Origin of the sequence: Nocardia transvalensis (genome assembly GCF_015477765.1) — a bacterium.
GTDB classification, from domain to species: Bacteria; Actinomycetota; Actinomycetes; order Mycobacteriales; family Mycobacteriaceae; genus Nocardia; species Nocardia transvalensis_A.
The window spans coordinates 369,338-388,896 of sequence record NZ_JADLQQ010000002.1 but is presented as its reverse complement, the minus strand read 5'-3'; the positions used below and the strand labels follow the sequence as shown (position 1 = coordinate 388,896).

The window sequence follows — 19,559 nt, the reverse complement described above, 5'->3', positions numbered from 1 at the left end:
CCGCGCACGTGTCCGAGCACTCTGGGTAGGCCTTCGAGAAGGGAGATCAGCATTCCGCTCGCCGCGGGACGGGTCGTCGGCGGAAGTTCGACCACCGACAACGTCATGGCGCTGCGCGGACATCCCGCCGACTACGACCACTGGGCCGCCCTGGGAAACCCGGGCTGGAGCTTCGGGTTCGACGATCAGCGGGCGGTCGTCAATTCCTCGGTGATGGTGTCGACGAAGTCCGGCAGATCGTTCGGGTTGCGGGACGTGATCAGAGTCCAGCCGTTTTCATCGGAGCGGACGGCTGGGCGATCCACCCATTCACCACCCGCATTGACGATGTCGGTGCGCACCGAATGGTAGGACGTGAGCGTCTTGCCCGGCAGTACGCCCGCCTCGACCAGCACCCACGGCCCATGGCAGATCGCGGCGATCGGCTTACCCGAATCGATGAACTCCCGCACCAGATCCGTCGCACCGTCGGCCACCCGCAGCTTGTCGGCATTGACGGTACCGCCGGGGACGACCAGCACATCGAAGTCCTCCGCGTGCACCCCGTCGAGGCCCGCGTCGGGCTCCTCGGTGCTGTCGGGCTGCACGTCGCTTCGAAAGGTCTGCACCTGCTCGGCTTTCGCCGCCGCGTGCGTCACCTCGGCACCCCGCTCGCGCAACCGGTCGCGCGGCACCACCAATTCGTCGTGCTCGACCCCCGTGTTCGAGGTGACGATCAGAACCCGCTTACCCTGCAATTCCGCAGCCATGACTCCTCCTTTCCTCGGCCGTCTCGGGTGCACTACCCGCCCCCGACATGCCGAAACGAACCCGCCCGGCCGCCGTTTCCGCCGTCGCTGCCCGGGTATCCGGACCGCAACGAGCCCGGGAAGGAGTCGCGATGAGCGCTGCCGAATTCGTGCCCGACGGGGCGGACCTGGCCACCTTGGGGAAAGCCGCCGACGAATGCCGCGGCTGCGACCTCTACCGGAACGCGACCCAGACGGTCTTCGGGGAAGGACCGCAAGACGCCCACGTCGTCATGGTCGGAGAACAGCCGGGCGACCGCGAGGACATCCTCGGGCATCCGTTCGTCGGACCGGCCGGTCGACTACTGGACAAGGCACTCACCGAGGTCGGCATCGATCGGAGCACGGTCTACATGACCAACGCGGTGAAACACTTCAAGTTCACCGAGCGCGGCAAGCGACGTATCCATCAGCAACCGGCACGCGGGGAAATCACCGCCTGCGCGCCCTGGCTGCAGGCCGAGCTCGCCGTCATCCGGCCCCAATTGGTGGTGTGCCTGGGTGCGGTCGCCGCGCAGGCCGTGCTCGGCCCGTCGTTCCGGGTGAGCCGCCAACGCGGGCAGTTGATCTCACTCCCCGATTTCCACGCGATCGCGACCGTCCATCCCTCCGCGGTCCTGCGGGCCCCCGACCGCGACGAGGCCTACCGAGACTTCGTCGCCGACCTCCGCGAGGCGCACACGGCCATGGCTCTCCATTAGAGCAAACAGCTAGCGAACCGGTTATTCGAGGGGTGCCGCCATTGCCGCCCCCAGCAGCGCCGTCGCCAATCCCACCACCAGTGCGACGACTGCCATGAGAGCGGCTTTGCGACGTCCCCCACGCATCCCCCGACCCACCCGCACCCACCACACGACCGTCAACAGAGTTGCAACCAGATGGAACCAAAGGAGATACGGCAACAGCGCCACCGACGGTTCGGACCCGGGCGGCGGCTCCGGTTCCGGGTCCGGCAACTGTGCCAGGACCACGTCCTGTAGAGCGGTCAACAACATCTCGGGCACAACCTTCCTTCGCCCGTACCGGTCCCGCCACCTCGACCGTCACTGGGTGGAGTTCCACCATAGGGGCACCGGCAAACATTCAGCATTCAGTTGATCGAACTGTTTCTGCTACCGGCTCGGTCTAGGCGTTTTTTGCGACTGTTGGGTTGTTTTCGAATCGGGTTTGTCTGACATGATGGTGATACATAGTTAGATTCGCATATCGCAGTAATGACGTTAAAAGTCGAGAGAGAGAGAGGTCGTGTCGTGCAGCTTCGATCCCACCGGGCTACCGAGACCGTCGCCGGAGGCCTTCCCGCACAGCCCACGTGCCGGATCTCCCTTATCCCCCGCACCGCCTCGAAGTCTCCAGCCGCAGAACACTATCCACCGCTCCCCCACTGTCGAGAGCAGCGACCTTCCTGCACGTTGTGGGTCCGTGTACGGTGTCGGATATGGCGCTGATCGAGATCGACGAGCTGCCCGCGCAGACCGCGGAGGTGTTGCGACGCCGTGCTCGTGCGGCCCGTCTGCCGACCGAAGCCTATGTACGCCGGCAGTTGATCGAGCTGGCCGGTCGGCGCGTGGCCATCGATGCGGTGGTGGAGTTTCTCGAGACCGAGCGGCCGAATTATCCGGGCGCGGAGATCGATGCCGACGCCATGGCGCTGATTCACACCTACGACCTGCCCGCCGACGCCTGGAGTGTGTTCGGCCGTCGCGCCGCGGCAGCGGGCGTGCCGATCGGTGAATACGTGCGCCGGGAGTTGGTGGCGATGGCCCGCCGCAGCACGATCGACGAGGCGATGCTCGAGTTCCGCGAGGCCCAGGAACGCGATCCGAGCCTGAACATCGACATGGACGCCCTTCGCGCCTCGCTGCGCTACGTCCGCGGCGAATGAGCAGCGCCGGTCCGGCAGGAGGTGAACTCCCACCGGACCGGCTGGAAACCGTCCCGATCATCAAAACCGTCAAACGCGCGGGCGCCCCGTTGTTCTGCGGCTTCTCGCCGGTCGACCGCCCGGTCCTCATCCCGAGAGTGGTTCTCGGGATGTAGGTCCGGCGGTCCTATTACCTCTCGGGCATGACGAGGGCAGCGACGCACGGGCGATGTTCGGGCCCCGGCCCTGCGTACAGACTGACCTGGACGGTCGGAACAGGGAGGGCGGGGACGATGGTGCAACCCAAGGAACGGCACGAACAGGTGCGCAGCGATCTGCGCGGGGTGACCGCTGCGGCCGACGACGAGGCTCGCAGGGTGTCCGGGCGACCCGTTCGGACACCGTGGTGGTTCGAGTTGGCGCCCGTCTTCCTCGTCGCCGGGGTTGCGGGGGTCGTGTTGCTCGTCGGCAGTCGGCACTACGGGTACTTCTTCGACGAGGCGTATTTCGTGGTGGCCGGGCGGGATCATCCGGCGTGGGGGTATTTCGATCAGCCGCCGATGGTGCCGATGCTGGCGAGAGTGATGTCGATGGTGGCACCGGATTCGCTGGTTGCTTTGCGGCTGCCGGTGACTCTGGCGGCCGTCGGGGGGATCATCGTGACCGGACTCATCGCGCGTGAGTTGGGCGGCGGGCGTGGGGCACAGGCGATGGCGGCGCTCGGCTACGCCATGTCGGCCGCGGTAGTTCTGTGCCATTGGCTGGCGACCTACTCGCTGGATCCGCTGTTCTGGACCGTCATCGTCTGGCTGGTGGTGCGGTGGGTGCGCCTCCATGCTCGAGGCGCCGCAGATGACCGATTGCTGCTGGCCGCGGGCCTGGTGACCGCGCTGTCGTTGCAGACCAAGTTCCTGGTGCCTGCGCTGTGGGTCGCCTTGGCCGTCGGCGTGCTGATATTCGGTCCGCGGCGGATGCTCACGCGCCCGATGCTGTGGGCCGGGCTCGCGGTGGCCGCCCTGGCGACCGTGCCGACGCTGATGTGGCAGGCCCGCAACGGATGGCCGTACACCCGGATGTCGGATGTGGTCGCGGCGGAATCACCGGGCGTGGGAAAGTTCCTGCTGGACAGCGCAACCAGCGCCGGAATCGCATTCGGCCTGCCGCTGCTGCTCATCGGGATGGTCGCGCTGTTCGTGGACAAGAGGTTCCGCGACTATCGGTTCGCGACGGCCGCCTCGGTTATCGTTGTCGTGGCGTTCCTCTTGTCGTCGGGACGGTCGAATTACGTTGTGGGCCTGTACGCCCTGCCTATGGCGGCGGGCGCAGTGGTGGTCTGTTCACTGCGGTGGCGAGCCGTGGTTCGGCCGCTCGCCGCCGTGGCGGCGGTAGCCGGGGTGGCGTTGTGGATCACCGCGGTACCGGTCTATCCGCGCTCCTGGGCCGAGCGGATCCCGGATATCCCGATGGTGTTGACGGCCAAGGATTTCGCCGCGGCCGACACCATGATGGCCGACCTGTCCGCGGTCGTGACCGACGCCTATCACCAGCTGCCGCCCGAAGCCCGCGGCCGCACGGCCATCGTCGCCGAAAGCTATCCGTTCGCTGCCGCCGTCGACATCGACCGCGCCCATACCGGTCTCCCCCGCGCCTACAGCGCCCACCGCGGCTACTACTACTTCGGCCACCCCGACGACGACGCCGTCGACATCCTCTACCTCGGCTCCCCCACCCCACTGCTGGCGGCCTCCTTCACCGAAGCCCGCCCCGCCATCCCCGACCTCGCCACCCTCTATACCGGGCGCAAACTTTCGTGGGACGAACTGTGGCCGCAGCTGCGAGCGCAGTAGGCCCCGAAGGCCGCAGGTGTCAATAGGTATATCGCGACGGCTCCGCTGCCCGGTGTCCGATCATGCCCATCGCACCCAGCACGACGGTTCTTCCGGATCGGCCAACCCCTAGTCAAGGCATGTGAACTCGTCGTAACCATCGGTGAGGCATTCGCATACCTTCGTAGTCGGTTCACGGCAGTCGGTAGCGTCGTAGCCGTGGATGTGCTCGCCGAGATGCTCCAGGGAATCCGTGCGCAGGGATCGCTCCTGTGGCGGGCCGACCGGCAGGCACCGTGGTCGTGGCTGGCCGATCGCGAAGCGCCGCTGACGCTCTACGCGGTCCTGCACGGCCATGCCCGGCTCTCCCGCGACGGCGACGCCGACGAGCTGGGCGCCGGAGACATCGCCCTGGTGCGCGGGCCCGGACCACATGACGGGTGCACTGCGTTGCGGGCACCCGCACCCGGGCACGGGCCCCGCGCGGTCGTCATCGCCGGAACCTACGGCAGCGTCGACGTCGCCGGACGCCGGCTCCTCGACTCGCTGCCCGAATACGTCTGTGTCACCGCCGAATCCGGCGCCTCCCCCGCCGCGCTGGCGTTGCTGGACGAGGAGATCGACCAGATCGGCCCCGGACGTCAGATGGTCCGCGATCGGCTGCTCGATCTGCTGCTGGCCCATACGCTGCGCGCCTGGCTGGCGGGAGCGGAGCCGGATTCGCCGGGATGGCGTGCGGCCCTGCGGGATCCGATCGTCGCGCGCATTCTCTACGCCATCCATTCCAGCCCCGGGCACGCGTGGTCGGCCGAATCGCTGGCAGCCCACGCCGCCGTCTCGCGGGCCACTCTGTACCGTCGGTTCACCGCGCTGTTCGGCGAATCCCCCATGACCTACCTCACCGGCCGCCGCATGACCCTCGCCGCCGACCTGCTCGCCCACGGCGAACCGGTCGCCACCGTCGCCCGAAAAGTCGGCTATACCAACCCCTTCGCCTTCAGCACCGCCTTCCGCCGCCACCACGGCCACCCGCCCCGCACCCTCCATCCCCACGAGTGACGCGCCTACTTACGACGGACGCACCCGTAGGCTCCGGGCAATCGTTTCCGGACTGATTTGCGCAGTACCGCCGTACTCTGACTTGCAGAACTCTAATGCCTAGATGCGCATATTAACGTATCGGTCTATAAAATGTCCTGACAGACGGGTGCGATCGGGCCCGCCGCGTCCAGGAAGGCCACGCTTGGCTCCCTGGACGCGGCGGGCTCCTATTGAACTGACCCCCTGGGCTTTTCAGAAGCTGCGGACCGTGGGATCCTCGCCCCACGGCGCCCACGACTCGAGGTCGGTGCGGTTCGGGACGCCGTTGGCCACGAAGGCGGCCACGGCACCGGCGAAGGCGCGGGACAGGGCCTGATCGCTGTCGCCCACCGCGCCTAGCATCGGGGAGTTCGGGAATGCGTCGAATGTGCCGAAGAGGAACGGCAATTCGGCGCAGTGGGTGGCGCCGAGGCCATACGGATCGGGCTGCGGCGCACGGGTGAACCGGTAGACGTAGGGCGAACCGCCTTGGGCGGCAAGTTCGTCCGCGATCCGGCGAATGCCCGATTCGAAATACAGATCGGTCGACACGGCCGCGAGCACCTGGGCCGGTGTGGCCTCGGGCATCCGGGTCGCGGCCCGTTCGTACCGGCGCTGCCCCTCTCCCCCGCTGCGGGTGTTCAGGATGGCAACAGCCGCTTCGCGATCGAGTGTCTGGATGATCGGGTTGAGGGCAAGGAACGCCGACGTCTCGTCGACCGTGGAGCCCAGCAGCACATCCTTGCCGCCCAGCGCACCGGCCGCCACCGCATCGTCCCACGCCACCGGGTATCCCGCGCCGCCCAGCACCGGATACATCGGGGGCTCCAGCACGCCCGGCCGACCCGTATCAACGGCCAGCCGCGCGTACGCCGCCAACAGTCGAGTCACGGGCAGTTCACGGAGCCGGGCCAGCGGATCGGCATCCGAAACTCCGAGAATGTCCAGGTATTTCGCGGCCACCTGCGCGGCCTGCTCCGGATCGTGCGGCCGCAGGCCCCACGGCCCCGACTGCCCGATCACGCGCCGCACCAGGCCGCCGGTGGCGGGATCGGTGGCCAGCGCCATGGCCGAGTAGGCACCCGCCGACTGACCGCCGACGGTGATCGAATTCGGATCTCCGCCGAAAGCGGCAATATTGTCGGCCACCCACCGCAGCGCCGCCGCCTGATCCTGTGATCCCGGATTGTCGATGCCGGGCAGGTGGAGATAGCCCAGGGGGCCGAGCCGATAGTTGGCGGTGACGACCACGATGCCGCCGAGCGCCGCCAAGCGGGCACCGTCGTACCAGTCCCATCCACCGCTGCCGCTGGTGAAGCCGCCGCCGTGGAACCACAGCAGCACCGGCCGCGGCGCGTCCGAATCACGTGGCGGCATCCAGACATTCAGGGTGAGGCAGCCGTCCTCGTGCCAGTTGCCGATCCGGGTGCCCATGACCGCCTCCAGGCGGGACGGCCACTGCGGCACGGCAGGCCCGGACCGGACCGCGTCGAGAACTCCGGACCAGCCCGGATGTGGCTGTGGCGCGGCGAACCTCGACTCCCCCACCGGCGAGTCGGCGAACGGGATCCCCCGGAAGGCCGCCACCCCGCTCGCCTCGACGATCCCCCGTACCTTGCCCGCACTCGTATCCACCGTCGTCATGGCGTCCACGGTAGTCACGCCGCGCCTGCCTCCCAGAAGGCCAGCAGATCGTCACAGACCTTGTGCGGTCGTTCCTCGTTGGGCAGGTGACCCACGCCCGGATAGACCACGGTGCGCGCGCCCAACTCCGCGGCGAAACGGTCGTGGACCGCCGGGGCCCACAGATCACCGCTGTCGCCGTAACCGACCAGGATCGGCACGCCCGTGTCGCGCACCCGGGCGGGTGCTACCGGCCACTGTTCCATCGTGCGCAGAATGCCGAGCAGATTCGCCTTCTTCGTCGCCAGGATGCGCCGATGCAGGAACTGCGTTTTCGCCTCGTCGACACCGGAGGCGACGAGCAGCGGACTCAGCTGCTGCCACACCGCCTCCTGGCCGCCGGCCTCGATGAACCGAGCCACCTGCGCGGGTGGCGGAAAGTTGATGTCCTGCAGCGACGACGGCCCCGAGGCCAGCAACGTCAGACTGCGGAACCGTTGCGGCTCCTGTACGACGGCAGTGCGCGCTACATATCCGCCGAACGAATGGCCCACCACATGGACCGGCGCCCCGAGGGTCTCGGTGATGCCGATCAGGTCGGCCGAGAAGTCGTCGATGCCGTACCCGGCCGGATCGGCGGGGCCGTCGGATTCGAACTGGCCGCGCTGATCGTATGCCACACACCGGAATCCGGCCGTCGCGAGGATCGGCAGCATGGCCGCGAAATCCTCCTTGGAGCCGGTGAAGCCCGGAACCAATACCGCCGTGCCGCGAACGGACACCCCGGATGTCGGCGCACAGTCCCAGGCGGCCAGCGTGCCCGCACCCCCTTGCAGCGGGAACGGAACGATCTCGGCGGTGTGCTCGGCTGCCCGGCTCATCGGTTGTCCTCTCTCCCACTACCCGCACGGCGGCGGGCGGCACCCCGATACTAACCGAGTGCTCGGTCGGTTAGGTGACCTCTGCGTGATAGGCTCCGGCTATGCCGAGCCCAGGGCGCCCGCGCGGCGACGCGCGCAAGGAGCGGATTCTCGATGTCGCGTTGAAGACCTTCGCCGACAACGGTTTCCGCGGTGCGTCCATTGCCGAGATCGCCGAGCGCTGCGGGCTCTCGCAGCCCGGCCTGCTGCACCACTTCCCCACCAAGGCCGCACTGCTGACGGCAGTCCTCGAACATCGCGACCGCCTCGATTCCGATCACATGGCATTGGACGAGGAACTGCGCGGTGCGGACGCGCTGCGCCGGTTGACCCGCCTGGTCGAGCACAACATGCACGTTCCGGGGCTGGTCCAATTGTTCACCGTGGTCACCAGCGAGGCGGTCGCCGCCGATCATCCCGCCCACGAATGGGCGGTACAGCGGTATCGCACACTGGAGACCTGGCTCGGCCGTGCGCTGGCCGACGGCATCGCCGACGGCACGGTGCGCGGCGACGTCGACGCGTCCGCCGTTGCCCGCCAGGTGTTCGCGATGATGGACGGCCTGCAGCTGCAGTGGCTGCTCGATCCCGAGAACGTCGACATGACAGGGCTTTTCCGCGCCTACATCGAGGACCTGATCGGGCGGATCTCGTCCCGGCCGAAAGCACGCCGGGATGGCGTGAGCTGACAGCGCCGGGCGATGGCCGATCAGCATTTGCCGGGTAATTGGTGATGTAGTCCACAGCCGGATGGCCGCGTCTATCACGCGGAAATCACGTGGGGGCGCGCGGGTTCGGCGAAGGGGTGGCAGCCCGGGGAAGTTCACCCGAGCTGAAAACACTTTAGTGGGGCTAAAAAGCCGAGGTTCCAAGTGGAATTTTCCTGCGCAGACGGCTATATGTTACCCGTGATCAGAGACCTGAGGTCGGTAACGGGCAGTCGCCGGGGGTCTCGAGAATCTATATGAGGGAATCGGCATGTTAACGGTCAGCAAACGTTCGAATTCCCCAGACCCGAAGAGACACTTGTGGGTATTGGGGCTACTCGCGCCGGCAAGCGCATTGCTGCCGTCGCAGTTGGTATTACGCACCGGGGCTCCGGTGTTCTGGTGGATCGGCCCGATCATCATCTTCATCGTGATCCCGGTTTTGGACTGGGTGGTGGGCGAGGACGGGAACAATCCTCGCGACGAGGACTACGAGACGCTCTCCAACGACCGGTACTACCGGTGGTGCACCTTCCTGTTCCTGCCGGTTCAGCTGATCGGCCTGCTCATCGCCTGTGCCATGTGGGCCGGTGACGAGCTGAGCATCGTCGACAAGCTGGGGCTGGCGGCGACCCTCGGGTTCGTCAGCGGCATCGGCATCAACGCCGCCCACGAACTGGGGCACCGGGTCGAACGCGCCGAACAGTGGCTGGCGAAAATCGCGCTGGCGCAATCGGGTTACGGGCACTTCTTCGTCGAGCACAACAAGGGGCATCACGCGCGGGTGGCCACGCCGGAGGATCCGGCCAGCGCCCGCTTCGGCGAGACGCTCTACGAGTTCCTGCCCCGCAGCGTCTTCGGCGGCCTGCGGTCGGCGATCGAATTGGAGCGAAACCGGTTGCGGCGCAAGGGCCATGGCTGGTGGAGCGTGCACAACCACATCCTGCAGGCGTGGGCCATGACGGTGGTGCTGTTCGGCGCGCTGCTGGCGGGCTTCGGCTGGCGCATCCTGCCGTATCTGATCCTGCAGGCCGTGCTGGGGGCGGCGCTGCTGGAGACGGTCAACTACATCGAGCATTACGGCCTGTTGCGCCAGCGCCGGCCCAACGGCCGCTGGGCCCGCTGCTCGCCGCGCGACAGCTGGAACAGCGACCGGCTGGTGACGAATATCTTCCTGTTCCACCTGCAGCGGCACAGCGACCACCACGCCAATCCGGGGCGCCGATACCAAACACTGCGCAGCTCACAGGAGTCGCCGCAGCTGCCGGCGGGTTACGCCACCATGATCCTGTTCGCGGTGATCCCCCCGCTGTGGCGGCGGGTGATGGATCCGCGCCTGCTCGCGCACTACGACGGCGACATCACGCGCGCCAATATCCATCCGCGCAAGCGCGACAAGGTGTTGGCCACCCACGGCCACGAGCCGGAAGTGCAGGCGGCCGCGTGAGATCCGCGATCCATTTCCGGGCAAATTGCAAGAAGTTTTCACCTTTTGTCCCTCGAACACGACGCGGCAACGCCGCCGCCTCGCTTTTCAGCACACACCGATTGCGGCACGGCAATAAGTGGCACTGGCGGCATCCCGCTCGTGTCCGCGGAACACAGGAGTGACCATGACGGCATTACGAGCCGGACACACGGTACGCGGCGCGGTGCGGCGCCTGGCGATCCGGGTCGGCGTGGTGGCGGTGGCCATCGCGGCCGGATTCGCCACGGCCACACCGGCCCAGGCGGCGCCCATCTACCCCGCCGCCGATCCCGACCCCTTCTACGCGGCTCCCGCCGATATCGGCAACTATCACCCGGGCGATGTGGTGCGCAGCCGCCAGGTCCCCGCCAACGGTTTTCCGGGAGCCACGGCGTGGCAGCTGCTGTACCGGTCGTCGAACTCCGCGGGCGCGCCGATCGCCGCGGTGACCACGGTGCTGGTGCCGCCGGGCGGTGGTAACAACCGGCCGCTGGTGTCGTATCAGCCGTTCATCAATGCGCTGGGCCTGCAATGCGCGCCCTCGCACGGACTGTTCACCGGTGAGGTGAAGGAGGCGCCGGCGCTGAACCTGCTGCTGGCGCGCGGCTGGGCGGTGTCGGTGCCGGACCATCTCGGCCCGACCAGTGCCTACGGGGCGGCTCGCCTCGGCGGGCGGCTGGTGCTCGACAGTGTGCGGGCCATCAAGCGATTCGCGCCGATCGGGCTCGGCGACAGCCCGGTCGGACTGGCCGGATACTCCGGCGGCGGCATGGCGACCGGGTTCGCCGCCGCACTCGCCCCGGAGTACGCGCCCGAGCTGCCGATCGTGGGTGTGACGATGGGCGGGGTGCCGGAGAACATCGGCAAGCTCGCCCTCGACGTCTCCGGGCAGCCCAATGTGCTGTTCGGCCTGGGCTTCGCCGGTGCGGTCGGGCTCGAACGCGAGTATCCGGACGAGATGGCGCTGGACCGGTGGCTGAATCCGGCCGGGCTGGACCTGCGTAACCGGATCGCCAACGCCTGCACCGAGGAGATCATCGCCGACGCCGCCAACAAGAAGTTCACCGACTACTTCAACGGCGGTGTCGACGACGTCAACGCCACCCAGATCCACATCCTGCACGCGAACAGCCTGGAAACCTTCGCGGGAGTGCCGAAGGCGCCGCTGTATCAGTGGCACGGCGACGCCGACGTGGTGAATCCGCAGCTGGCCGTGGAGGTTGCGCGGCGGTACTGCCAGTCCGGCACGCCCGTGCAGTTCGAGATGATCCACGGTGCCGACCACGGCACCGGGATGCTCAACGCGCCGCGCGCGGTGGACTATCTGGCGGATCGGTTCGCGGGCAAGCCGATTCCGAACAACTGCTGACGGGATCCCGGCCAAGACCATGCCGGGAATGACGGGGCGGGAAGGGCTTCCGCATCGGCTCAGGCGAAAGGAGGCCGGTGCGGAGGGTCAGGTTCGCGCGTGCCGCCAGTGGCGTCGGTGCGCGCGGACCGTTGTGTGGCGGATTCTCAACCGCCCGATAGGGTTCGCGATTCGCCCGACCGGCCGTGACTCACTAGTGTCGGATCCGGTTGCCGGTCAACGCCGTCGACCGGATCGCACACGAGGAGTACACAGTGGGTTCGTTGTTCGCGGTGTTCCTGCCGCTCGCGTTGGCCCTGGTGATGTTCGGTCTCGGCCTGACGCTGACAGCGGCCGACTTCGCGCGCGTGCTGCGCTACCCGAAGGCGGTGGTGGTGGCGCTGGTCTGCCAGATGGTGGTGCTCCCGCTGATCTGCCTGGGACTGATCCATCTGTTCGGGCTCGAGGGTGCCGTGGCCGCGGGCATGTTGCTGCTGGCGGCGACGCCGGGCGGTCCGTCGGCGAATCTGTTCAGCCACGTGGCGGGCGGCAACGTCGCATTGAACATCACCCTCACCGCGGTCAACTCGGTACTGACCGTGTTCACGCTGCCGCTGCTGGTCGGGCTGTCGTACACGCTGTACCTCGACGGTGACGCCGGTATCGGCCTGCGGCCGGACAAGTTCGCGCAGGTGTTCGCGATCATGCTGGTGCCCGTGGCGCTGGGCATGTGGGTGCATCGGCGGTTCCCGGACTGGTCGCACCGGATGCGCGGCGGGGTGAAGGTGGCCTCGATCGTGGTGCTCGTGCTGGTCGTGCTCGCGGCCGTCGCGCGGGACTTCGACACCCTCACCGAGAATATCGGCGCGCTGTCGGCGGTGTGCCTGCTGCTGGCGTCCATCGGACTGGCCATCGGTTACTTCGTGCCGCGCCTGTTGCGCATCCAGACCGATCAGGCCATCGCCGCCGCCATGGAGATCGGCATCCACAACGGCGCCCTGGCGATCGCCGTGGCGACCTCGGTCCTGCACAACTCGGCGATGGCGGTGCCGCCCGCGGTGTACGGCGTCCTGATGAACCTCCCGGCCGCGGTGGTCGCCTACCTGTTCGCGCGGCGAACTCGCTCGGCGCAGGCGCAGACCGCCGCCGTCTAGTCCGGCGGCCCGCGCGACACACCGTCGACTGCCACGGATTTCAGCAAGTGGGTAGCTACTGTTGCTGGAATGCGACAGTCCACGCGCCCACGCCTGTTGGCCGCCTGCGCGGCGGTGGCCCTTGTACTGGTCACGGGACCGACGGCGGCTGCCTTCCCGCTACAGCCGGTCGCGGGTGTGCCGTCCTTCGACGACGGCTTCCTCTGGGGCGTCTCGTCCTCGGGATTCCAGTCCGAAGGGCGTGCGCCCGACAGCAATTGGACCCGCTATATCGCCAGCGGCGCGGTCGAGCCGTATCACGATTCGGTGCGGTTCCTCGACCACTACACCGCCGATATCGACCGCGCCGCGCGGCTGGGTGCGAAGGTCTTCCGGATCAGCCTCGAGTGGGCGCGACTGCAGCCCAAACCCGACGGCTGGGACGGGCCGACCTTCGCCGTCTACGACGCGGTCGTCAACGCCATCAAGGCCGCGGGCATGACGCCGATGCTCACCCTCGACCACTGGGTGTATCCGGGGTGGGCGGCCGAGCGCGGCGGCTGGCGCAATCCGGGTATGGTCGAGGACTGGCTGGTCAACGCCCGGAAGGTGGTGGAGCACTTCGCCTCCCGCGATCCGATCTGGGTGACGATCAACGAGCCGGCCGCCTACCTGGGCGCCGAGATGCGCATCGGCGCGCTGAGCCCGAGCGAGTGGCCCGCCGCCATGGACCGGCTCGCCCAGGCCCACAACGCGATCTACGACACCATTCACGAGGTCCAGCCCGGCGCCCAGGTCACCAGCAATATCGGCTTCGTCCCGGGCCCTGGCGCCGAGGTGGCCGCGAACCAGCCGTATGTGGACAAGGTGCGCGACAAACTCGACTTCGTCGGCGTCGACTACTACTTCGGCCCCGACCCGACCACGCTGCTTCCCGGCAGCAGTGCCGCGGGTGCACCGGGCATGTGGAATCTGCCCCTGCAAACCGAGGGCATCTATTACGCGCTGCGTCACTATGCCCGGCAGTTCCCCGGCAAACCGCTGTACGTGGTCGAGAACGGGATGCCCACCGAGGACGGCAAGCCCCGCCCCGACGGCTACACTCGCGCCGACCATCTGCGCGACACCATCTACTGGCTGCAGCGCGCCAAGGCCGACGGCATGAACGTCATCGGCTACAACTACTGGAGCATCACCGACAACTACGAGTGGGGTTCCTACACACCGCGTTTCGGCCTCTACACCGTCGATGTCGCTCGCGGGGATCAGGAACTGGTGCGGCGCCCCACCGATGCCGTCGAGGTCTACGCCAGCCTCGCCCGCTCCGGTGGCGTACCCGCGAACTATCGGCCCACTCGGCCGCCGGTGCTCTGCTCCCAGGTGGACCCGCCCGACAGCTGTACCCAACCGGTCGGCCTCCCCTTCTCCTTCCCGTAGCGAGGCCGCCGTACACGCGGTCAGGCGCCGATATAGGCCGCCAGATGCTGGCCGGTCAGGGTGGAGCGGGCGGCCACGAGGTCGGCGGGTGTGCCCTCGAAGACGATCCGGCCGCCGTCGTGCCCGGCGCCGGGACCGAGGTCGATGATCCAGTCGGCATGGGCCATCACGGCTTGGTGGTGCTCGATCACGATGACCGACTTGCCGGAGTCGACGAGCCGGTCGAGCAGGCCGAGCAGTTGTCGGACGTCGGCGAGGTGCAGGCCCGTGGTCGGCTCGTCGAGAACGTAGACGCCGCCCTTGTCGGCCAGATGGGTGGCCAGCTTCAGCCGCTGCCGCTCGCCGCCGGACAGCGTGGTGAGCGGCTGCCCGATAGTGAGATAGCCGAGCCCGACGTCGGCGAGCCGGCCGAGGATGGCGTGCGCGGCCGGCGTGCGCGCCTCTCCGGACCCGAAGAACTTCTCGGCCTCGGTCACCGGCATCGCGAGCACCTCGCTGATGTCCTTGCCGCCGAGTCGATACTCCAGCACCGATGGCTGGAACCGCTTTCCCTCACATTCTTCGCAGGGGGTCTCGACGTCGGGCATGATCCTCAGGTCGACGTAGATGACCCCGGCGCCGTTGCAGGTGGGGCAGGCACCTTCGGAGTTGGCGCTGAACAGAGCCGGTTTCACGCCGTTGGCCTTCGCGAACGCCTTGCGGATCGGCTCGAGCAGCCCGGTGTAGGTGGCCGGGTTGCTGCGTCGCGAGCCGCGGATGGGTGTCTGGTCGACCGACACGACACCCTCCGGTGCGGGGATGGAACCGTGGATCAGCGAGCTCTTGCCGGAACCGGCGACGCCGGTGACCACGCAGAGCACCCCGAGCGGGACGTCCACGTCGACATTCTGGAGGTTGTTCGCCGTCGCGCCGCGAATCTTCAACGCACCCTTGGGTTTGCGCACCGCGTCCTTCAGCGCGGCCCGGTCGTCGAAGTGGCGGCCGGTGACGGTGCCACTGGCCCGCAGGCCGTCGACGGTGCCCTCGTAGCAGACGGTGCCGCCCGCCGTCCCGGCACCGGGGCCGAGATCGACGACGTGGTCGGCGATCACGATCGTCTCCGGCTTGTGCTCCACGACGAGCACCGTGTTGCCCTTGTCCCGCAACCGCAGCAGCAGGCCGTTCATCCGCTGGATATCGTGCGGGTGCATTCCGATGGTCGGCTCGTCGAAGACGTAGGTGACGTCGGTCAGCGACGAGCCGAGGTGGCGGATCATCTTGATCCGCTGCGCCTCGCCGCCCGACAGCGTGCCCGACGACCGGTCGAGCGAGAGGTAGCCCAACCCGATCTCCACGAACGAGTCGAGCGTGTACGTCAGCTTGGCGAGCAGCGGCGCCACCGATGGCTCGTCGAGACCGCGAATCCATTCGGCCAGGTCGCTGATCTGCATCGCGCAGGCGTCGGCGATGCTGACCTTCTCGATCTTCGACGACCGCGCGAGCTCGCTGAGCCGGGTGCCGTCGCACTCGGGGCAGATGGTGAACGTGATCGCCCGGTCCACGAACGCCCGGATGTGCGGCTGCATCGCCTCCCGGTCCTTGGACAGCATCGATTTCTGGATTCGCGGGATCAACCCCTCGTACCAGACGTTGACACCCTCGACCTTGATCCTGGTCTGCTCTTTGTAGAGCAGATCGTTCATCTCGCGCTTGGTGTATTTGCGGATCGGCTTGTCCGGGTCGAGGAAGCCCGACTTCCGGAAGATGGTGCCGTACCAGCTGTCCCCGGTGTAGTTGGGGATCAGCAGCGCCCCCTCGTTGAGCGACTTGCTGTCGTCGTACAGGGCGGTCAGGTCGAAATCGGAAACCGAGCCGCGGCCCTCGCAGCGCGGGCACTGGCCGCCGGTGATCGAGAAGCTACGGCGTTCCCGCACCTGCTTGCCGCCCTTCTCCACCGTCACCGCACCCGCTCCGCTGATCGAGGCGACGTTGAAGGAGAACGCCTGGGGGGAGCCGATGTGCGGCTTCCCGAGTCGGCTGAACAGGATGCGCAGCATCGCGTTGGCGTCGGTGGCGGTGCCGACCGTGGAGCGGGGGTCCGATCCCATCCGCTGCTGGTCCACGATGATCGCGGTCGTCAGCCCGTCGAGGACATCGACCTCCGGGCGCGCCAGGGTCGGCATGAAGCCCTGGACGAAGGCGCTGTAGGTCTCGTTGATCATCCGCTGTGACTCCGCGGCGATCGTGTCGAACACCAGCGAGCTCTTGCCCGAACCGGACACGCCGGTGAACACCGTCACTCGGCGCTTGGGGATCTCGATGCTGACGTCCTTCAGATTGTTCTCGCGCGCGCCGTGCACGCGGATCATGTCGTGGCTGTCGGCAGCGTGCAGTGCGGGCAACTGCGGGTCGGCCTTCGTGGTCGTGCTCATCGTTTCTCCCACTGCGCGAAGCTCGTGATGTCCATGGCGGTCACGCTAGGCGCGGCGCGGGGACCTGCGCTTCTCGATTCCTGATCGGTCTGGTCACCTGTTTCGCCACGCACGACGGCATCCCGGCGGTCGCACTCGCCGCCTCGCGCCGATAGACGCTGGGCGGCACACCGACCAATTCGGTGAAACGCGTGCTGAAGGTGCCCAGCGACGAGCAGCCGACCGCGAAACAGACCTCGGTGACACTGAGATCGCCGCGACGCAGCAACGCCATCGCACGCTCGATGCGCCGGGTCATCAGATACGAGTAGGGCGACTCTCCGTAGGCGAGCCGGAACTGGCGGCTGAGGTGCCCGGCCGACATGTGCGCGTCGCGGGCGAGGGCCTCGACGTCCAGCGGCTGCGCGTACTCCCGGTCGATCCGGTCGCGCACGCGGCGCAGCCGCGCCAGATCGCGCAGCTGCTGCTCGGTTCCGGATCCGCTGGTCACCTACGGAATCGTGCCACATTCTGTGGCATTCGATGCAGAGATCACCGCTTCACATCGCGCGGGGCCTTGTCGGGGCGCAGCCCGCGCCAGGACGGGTGCCGGAGTCGGCCGTCTCCGGTCCATTCGGTGAAGGAGACCTCGCCGACCAGTTCGGGTTCGACCCACACCGCGTCCCTGACATCGGCCTCGACGGTGGGGGTGCGGCGTTGCAGCGGTTGCAGTCTCGCCTTCAGGTCGGCGAGCATCGCCCGGGTGAATCCGGTGCCGACGTTGCCGATGTAGACCAGCTTTCCGGAATCGTCGTGGACGGCCATGAGCAGTGAGCCGATATGGCCCGCGCGGCGGCCGGTCCCGGGCCGCCAACCGACGATGACGATCTCCTGGTCGTTGACGTTCTTGACCTTGGTCCACAGCGGGCTGCGGCGTCCCGGCAGGTAGGGGCTGTCGAGGCGTTTGCAGATGATGCCTTCGAGCCCGAGCCGCGCGGACTGGGCGAGCACGTCGGCACCGGAGCCGTTCAGTCGCGGCGGCACCTGCCAGTGCGGCCCTTGGAGACCGAGCCGCTCGAGTAGTTGCCGCCGTTGCTCGTAGGGCAGGTCGATCAGGGAGCGGTCGCCGATGTGGAGTAGGTCGAAGATCATGTAGGTGGCCGGCACCGAGCCGGCCAGGGAGCGGATCGTCGCCGCATTGCGCTGGTGCATCCGCGGTTGCAGCGCCTTGAACGAGGTCCTGCCGTCGGCGGAGAAGGCGACGATTTCGCCGTCGACGACGAACCGGGGCCGTGCGGGAGCGAGGTCGGCGAGTTCGGGCCAGGCCGCGGTGATGGTGTTGCCATTTCGAGAGACCAGGCGCAGATCGCGGTCGATGTAGCCGATGGCCCGGATCCCGTCGAACTTCACCTCGTAGGCCCAGCGGTCGGTATCACCGGGGAGGCCACCGGCCACCGCCAGCATTGCCGCGTACTGCGGCAGTTTCGTCACACCCGCCTCGTCGCCATCGTCGGTCCCTCGGGTAGCTGAAGCGTTGCCGACAATCAGCTAGATAGTACCGACTGGTCTGACGATTCGAGTCGAAGGAGAATGCCCGGCGGCGTCAGGTCGTCCGGGGGGATTCGGCGTTGGCGGCGGCGGGGTTGCCCGAGCCCTCGGCCACGGCCGCGGCGAGTTCGGAGTCGGAGATGAGGGGTTCGTCGGGGTCGGGCGCGGGCTTGGGGTCGAAGCGCAGCCGGTCCCGGTACGGGGTGGACTTACCGCGGTGGGCGTCGAGGAATTCCTTGGTGTAGTAGTCGCGGGCCTGGTCCGGGCTGCGCGCGCCGGTCACGATGTCGTGCATCAGGTTCAGGGCCAGCAGATCGGCCTGTTCGTCCTGGCAGCGCGCCGAGACCTCGCCGGTCGTGCGTTCCACCACGACACTGCCGTTGAACTGGGCCAGCGCGGAATACATCGGGAACGGCACCGGGTAGTCGAGGACGCACTGCACCGAGTCGGTGTGCGGGGCCGGAAAATTGTGCCGCCAGACCTCGCGGGAGGCCACGATGCGCTTCCACGGGCCGACCCGGTGCCAGACCAGCGCCTGCTCGGTCGCCTCGTGCGGTTCGCCGTAGGTGCCGAGCACCCGGCGCGCCGCCTCCCGCGCCTGCTGCGGCCACTGCTCGATGATCGTCGCTGCTGCGGTCATGATCCGTCCTCGGTGTCGCGGATGCGCCCTGCAGGTGGTCTACCGACTCCGTACCCGGCAAATCACCCACCAAACGAGGGGCCGCACCGGCTCACACCCGGCGCATCACCGAGACCACCTTGCCCAGCACCACGGCCCGGTCCCCGTCGATGACCTCATAGGCGGGGTTGCGTGGCTCGAGGTACACGTGACCGCCCCGGCGACGGTAGACCTTGACGGTGGCCTCGTCGTCGATCATGGCGGCCACGATGTCCCCGGAGTGCGCCTCGTGCTGTTGGCGGACCACGACGATATCGCCGTCGCAGATGGCGGCGTCGATCATCGAGTCACCGCGTACCCGCAGCGCGAAAACCGTTCCGCGGCCGACGATCTGACGTGACACGGTGAGCAGGTCGTCGGTGTGTTCCTCGGCGAGAATCGGTGTGCCCGCGGCGATATCGCCGACGACCGGAACCGTCACCGAATCCTCGTCCCGCTGCCGCGGCGCGGCCGACCGCAGGAACAGCCGCACATCGATCGGCCTCGTGACGCTTCCGCTGCGCCGCAGAAAACCCCTGTCCTCCAGTGCCTTCAGATGTTTCGACACCGACGACGTGGACCGCAGCCCGACCGCCTCGCCGAGTTCGCGCGTGCTGGGCGGATATCCGTGGCGCACCACCCAGTCGCGGATGGTGGCGAGGATGCGCTGCTGTCGCGGCGGCAGGGTCGAGGTGTCGAGATGCTCGAACGCGTCGTCGTATCCGGTCACCGGGGCATCCTACGGCGGGATACCCGCCGAACCGTTCAT

The 19,559-nt window shown here is 67.8% G+C and carries 19 protein-coding genes and 1 pseudogene; 11 read left to right on the top strand and 9 right to left on the bottom strand.

Annotated elements, in window-relative coordinates; all coding sequences use genetic code 11:
- Window positions 1-21 precede the first annotated feature (21 nt).
- Window positions 22-159 (top strand): annotated as a pseudogene (locus tag IU452_RS39420) (GMC family oxidoreductase N-terminal domain-containing protein); the annotation flags it as partial.
- Window positions 160-185: 26 nt separating this feature from the next.
- On the opposite strand, the gene IU452_RS05805 reads toward IU452_RS39420, so the two are convergent.
- On the bottom strand, window positions 186-749 hold the full coding sequence (locus IU452_RS05805) for a type 1 glutamine amidotransferase domain-containing protein (protein WP_195107846.1): 564 nt from the start codon (window positions 747-749) through the stop codon (window positions 186-188).
- Between the two features lie 47 nt (window positions 750-796).
- Between IU452_RS05805 and IU452_RS05800 the strand changes: the two genes are divergently transcribed.
- Window positions 797-1,489, top strand: coding sequence for a UdgX family uracil-DNA binding protein (locus tag IU452_RS05800; RefSeq protein WP_195107845.1), 693 nt, complete (start codon window positions 797-799; stop codon window positions 1,487-1,489).
- Between the two features lie 21 nt (window positions 1,490-1,510).
- Here the strand turns inward: IU452_RS05800 and IU452_RS05795 are convergent, their stop codons facing one another.
- Window positions 1,511-1,783, bottom strand: a complete 273-nt coding sequence (locus tag IU452_RS05795) for a hypothetical protein (RefSeq protein ID WP_195107844.1) — start codon at window positions 1,781-1,783, stop codon at window positions 1,511-1,513.
- A 443-nt stretch (window positions 1,784-2,226) separates the two neighbouring features.
- On the opposite strand from IU452_RS05795, the gene IU452_RS05790 reads away from it, so the two are divergent.
- The 4 genes from IU452_RS05790 (at window position 2,227) to IU452_RS05775 (ending at window position 5,537) form a co-directional block, all read left to right on the top strand.
- Window positions 2,227-2,673 (top strand): hypothetical protein, encoded by a 447-nt coding sequence (locus IU452_RS05790; protein WP_195107843.1) that lies wholly within the window; start codon window positions 2,227-2,229, stop codon window positions 2,671-2,673.
- Entirely contained in the window at window positions 2,670-2,828 is a 159-nt protein-coding gene (locus IU452_RS05785) for a hypothetical protein (protein ID WP_195107842.1), read from the top strand. Before IU452_RS05790 ends, IU452_RS05785 begins: the two co-directional genes overlap by 4 nt.
- Window positions 2,829-2,945: 117 nt before the next feature.
- Window positions 2,946-4,499: an ArnT family glycosyltransferase gene (locus IU452_RS05780; RefSeq protein WP_195107841.1), complete on the top strand. Its 1,554-nt coding sequence runs from the start codon at window positions 2,946-2,948 to the stop codon at window positions 4,497-4,499.
- Between the two features lie 198 nt (window positions 4,500-4,697).
- Window positions 4,698-5,537: an AraC family transcriptional regulator gene (locus tag IU452_RS05775; RefSeq protein WP_195107840.1), complete on the top strand. Its 840-nt coding sequence runs from the start codon at window positions 4,698-4,700 to the stop codon at window positions 5,535-5,537.
- A gap of 234 nt (window positions 5,538-5,771) precedes the next feature.
- Here the strand turns inward: IU452_RS05775 and IU452_RS05770 are convergent, their stop codons facing one another.
- On the bottom strand, window positions 5,772-7,202 hold the full coding sequence (locus IU452_RS05770) for a carboxylesterase/lipase family protein (RefSeq protein WP_195107839.1): 1,431 nt from the start codon (window positions 7,200-7,202) through the stop codon (window positions 5,772-5,774).
- Between the two features lie 14 nt (window positions 7,203-7,216).
- The gene (locus IU452_RS05765; protein WP_195107838.1) at window positions 7,217-8,062 is read right to left on the bottom strand and encodes an alpha/beta fold hydrolase; all 846 of its coding nucleotides are present in this window, start codon (window positions 8,060-8,062) and stop codon (window positions 7,217-7,219) included.
- A 101-nt stretch (window positions 8,063-8,163) separates the two neighbouring features.
- Here IU452_RS05765 and IU452_RS05760 point away from each other — a divergent pair, with 101 nt between their 5' ends.
- The 5 genes from IU452_RS05760 to IU452_RS05740 all read left to right on the top strand — a co-directional run bounded on the left by IU452_RS05760 (window position 8,164) and on the right by IU452_RS05740 (window position 14,194).
- A complete protein-coding gene (locus IU452_RS05760) occupies window positions 8,164-8,790 on the top strand; it encodes a TetR/AcrR family transcriptional regulator (protein ID WP_195107837.1) in 627 nt (208 codons plus the stop codon).
- Between the two features lie 289 nt (window positions 8,791-9,079).
- Window positions 9,080-10,255 carry an alkane 1-monooxygenase gene (locus IU452_RS05755; protein WP_195107836.1) on the top strand — a complete coding sequence of 392 codons (1,176 nt, stop codon included), beginning with the start codon at window positions 9,080-9,082 and terminating at the stop codon, window positions 10,253-10,255.
- Window positions 10,256-10,421: 166 nt separating this feature from the next.
- Window positions 10,422-11,645 carry a lipase family protein gene (locus IU452_RS05750; protein WP_195107835.1) on the top strand — a complete coding sequence of 408 codons (1,224 nt, stop codon included), beginning with the start codon at window positions 10,422-10,424 and terminating at the stop codon, window positions 11,643-11,645.
- 254 nt (window positions 11,646-11,899) lie between these two features.
- Entirely contained in the window at window positions 11,900-12,778 is an 879-nt protein-coding gene (locus tag IU452_RS05745) for a bile acid:sodium symporter family protein (RefSeq protein ID WP_195107834.1), read from the top strand.
- A gap of 69 nt (window positions 12,779-12,847) precedes the next feature.
- Complete coding sequence (locus IU452_RS05740) at window positions 12,848-14,194, top strand: family 1 glycosylhydrolase (RefSeq protein ID WP_195107833.1); 1,347 nt, start codon at window positions 12,848-12,850, stop codon at window positions 14,192-14,194.
- 20 nt (window positions 14,195-14,214) lie between these two features.
- On the opposite strand, the gene IU452_RS05735 is transcribed toward IU452_RS05740, so the two are convergent.
- The 5 genes from IU452_RS05735 to lexA form a co-directional block, all read right to left on the bottom strand.
- Entirely contained in the window at window positions 14,215-16,605 is a 2,391-nt protein-coding gene (locus IU452_RS05735; RefSeq protein WP_195107832.1) for an ATP-binding cassette domain-containing protein, read from the bottom strand.
- A gap of 40 nt (window positions 16,606-16,645) precedes the next feature.
- Window positions 16,646-17,095: a helix-turn-helix transcriptional regulator gene (locus tag IU452_RS05730; protein WP_195107831.1), complete on the bottom strand. Its 450-nt coding sequence runs from the start codon at window positions 17,093-17,095 to the stop codon at window positions 16,646-16,648.
- Between the two features lie 41 nt (window positions 17,096-17,136).
- Complete coding sequence (gene ligD / locus IU452_RS05725; protein WP_324192455.1) at window positions 17,137-18,075, bottom strand: non-homologous end-joining DNA ligase; 939 nt, start codon at window positions 18,073-18,075, stop codon at window positions 17,137-17,139.
- A gap of 112 nt (window positions 18,076-18,187) precedes the next feature.
- Window positions 18,188-18,772 carry a hypothetical protein gene (locus tag IU452_RS05720; protein ID WP_195107830.1) on the bottom strand — a complete coding sequence of 195 codons (585 nt, stop codon included), beginning with the start codon at window positions 18,770-18,772 and terminating at the stop codon, window positions 18,188-18,190.
- A gap of 91 nt (window positions 18,773-18,863) precedes the next feature.
- A complete protein-coding gene (lexA, locus tag IU452_RS05715; RefSeq protein ID WP_195107829.1) occupies window positions 18,864-19,520 on the bottom strand; it encodes a transcriptional repressor LexA in 657 nt (218 codons plus the stop codon).
- Window positions 19,521-19,559: the final 39 nt, after the last annotated feature.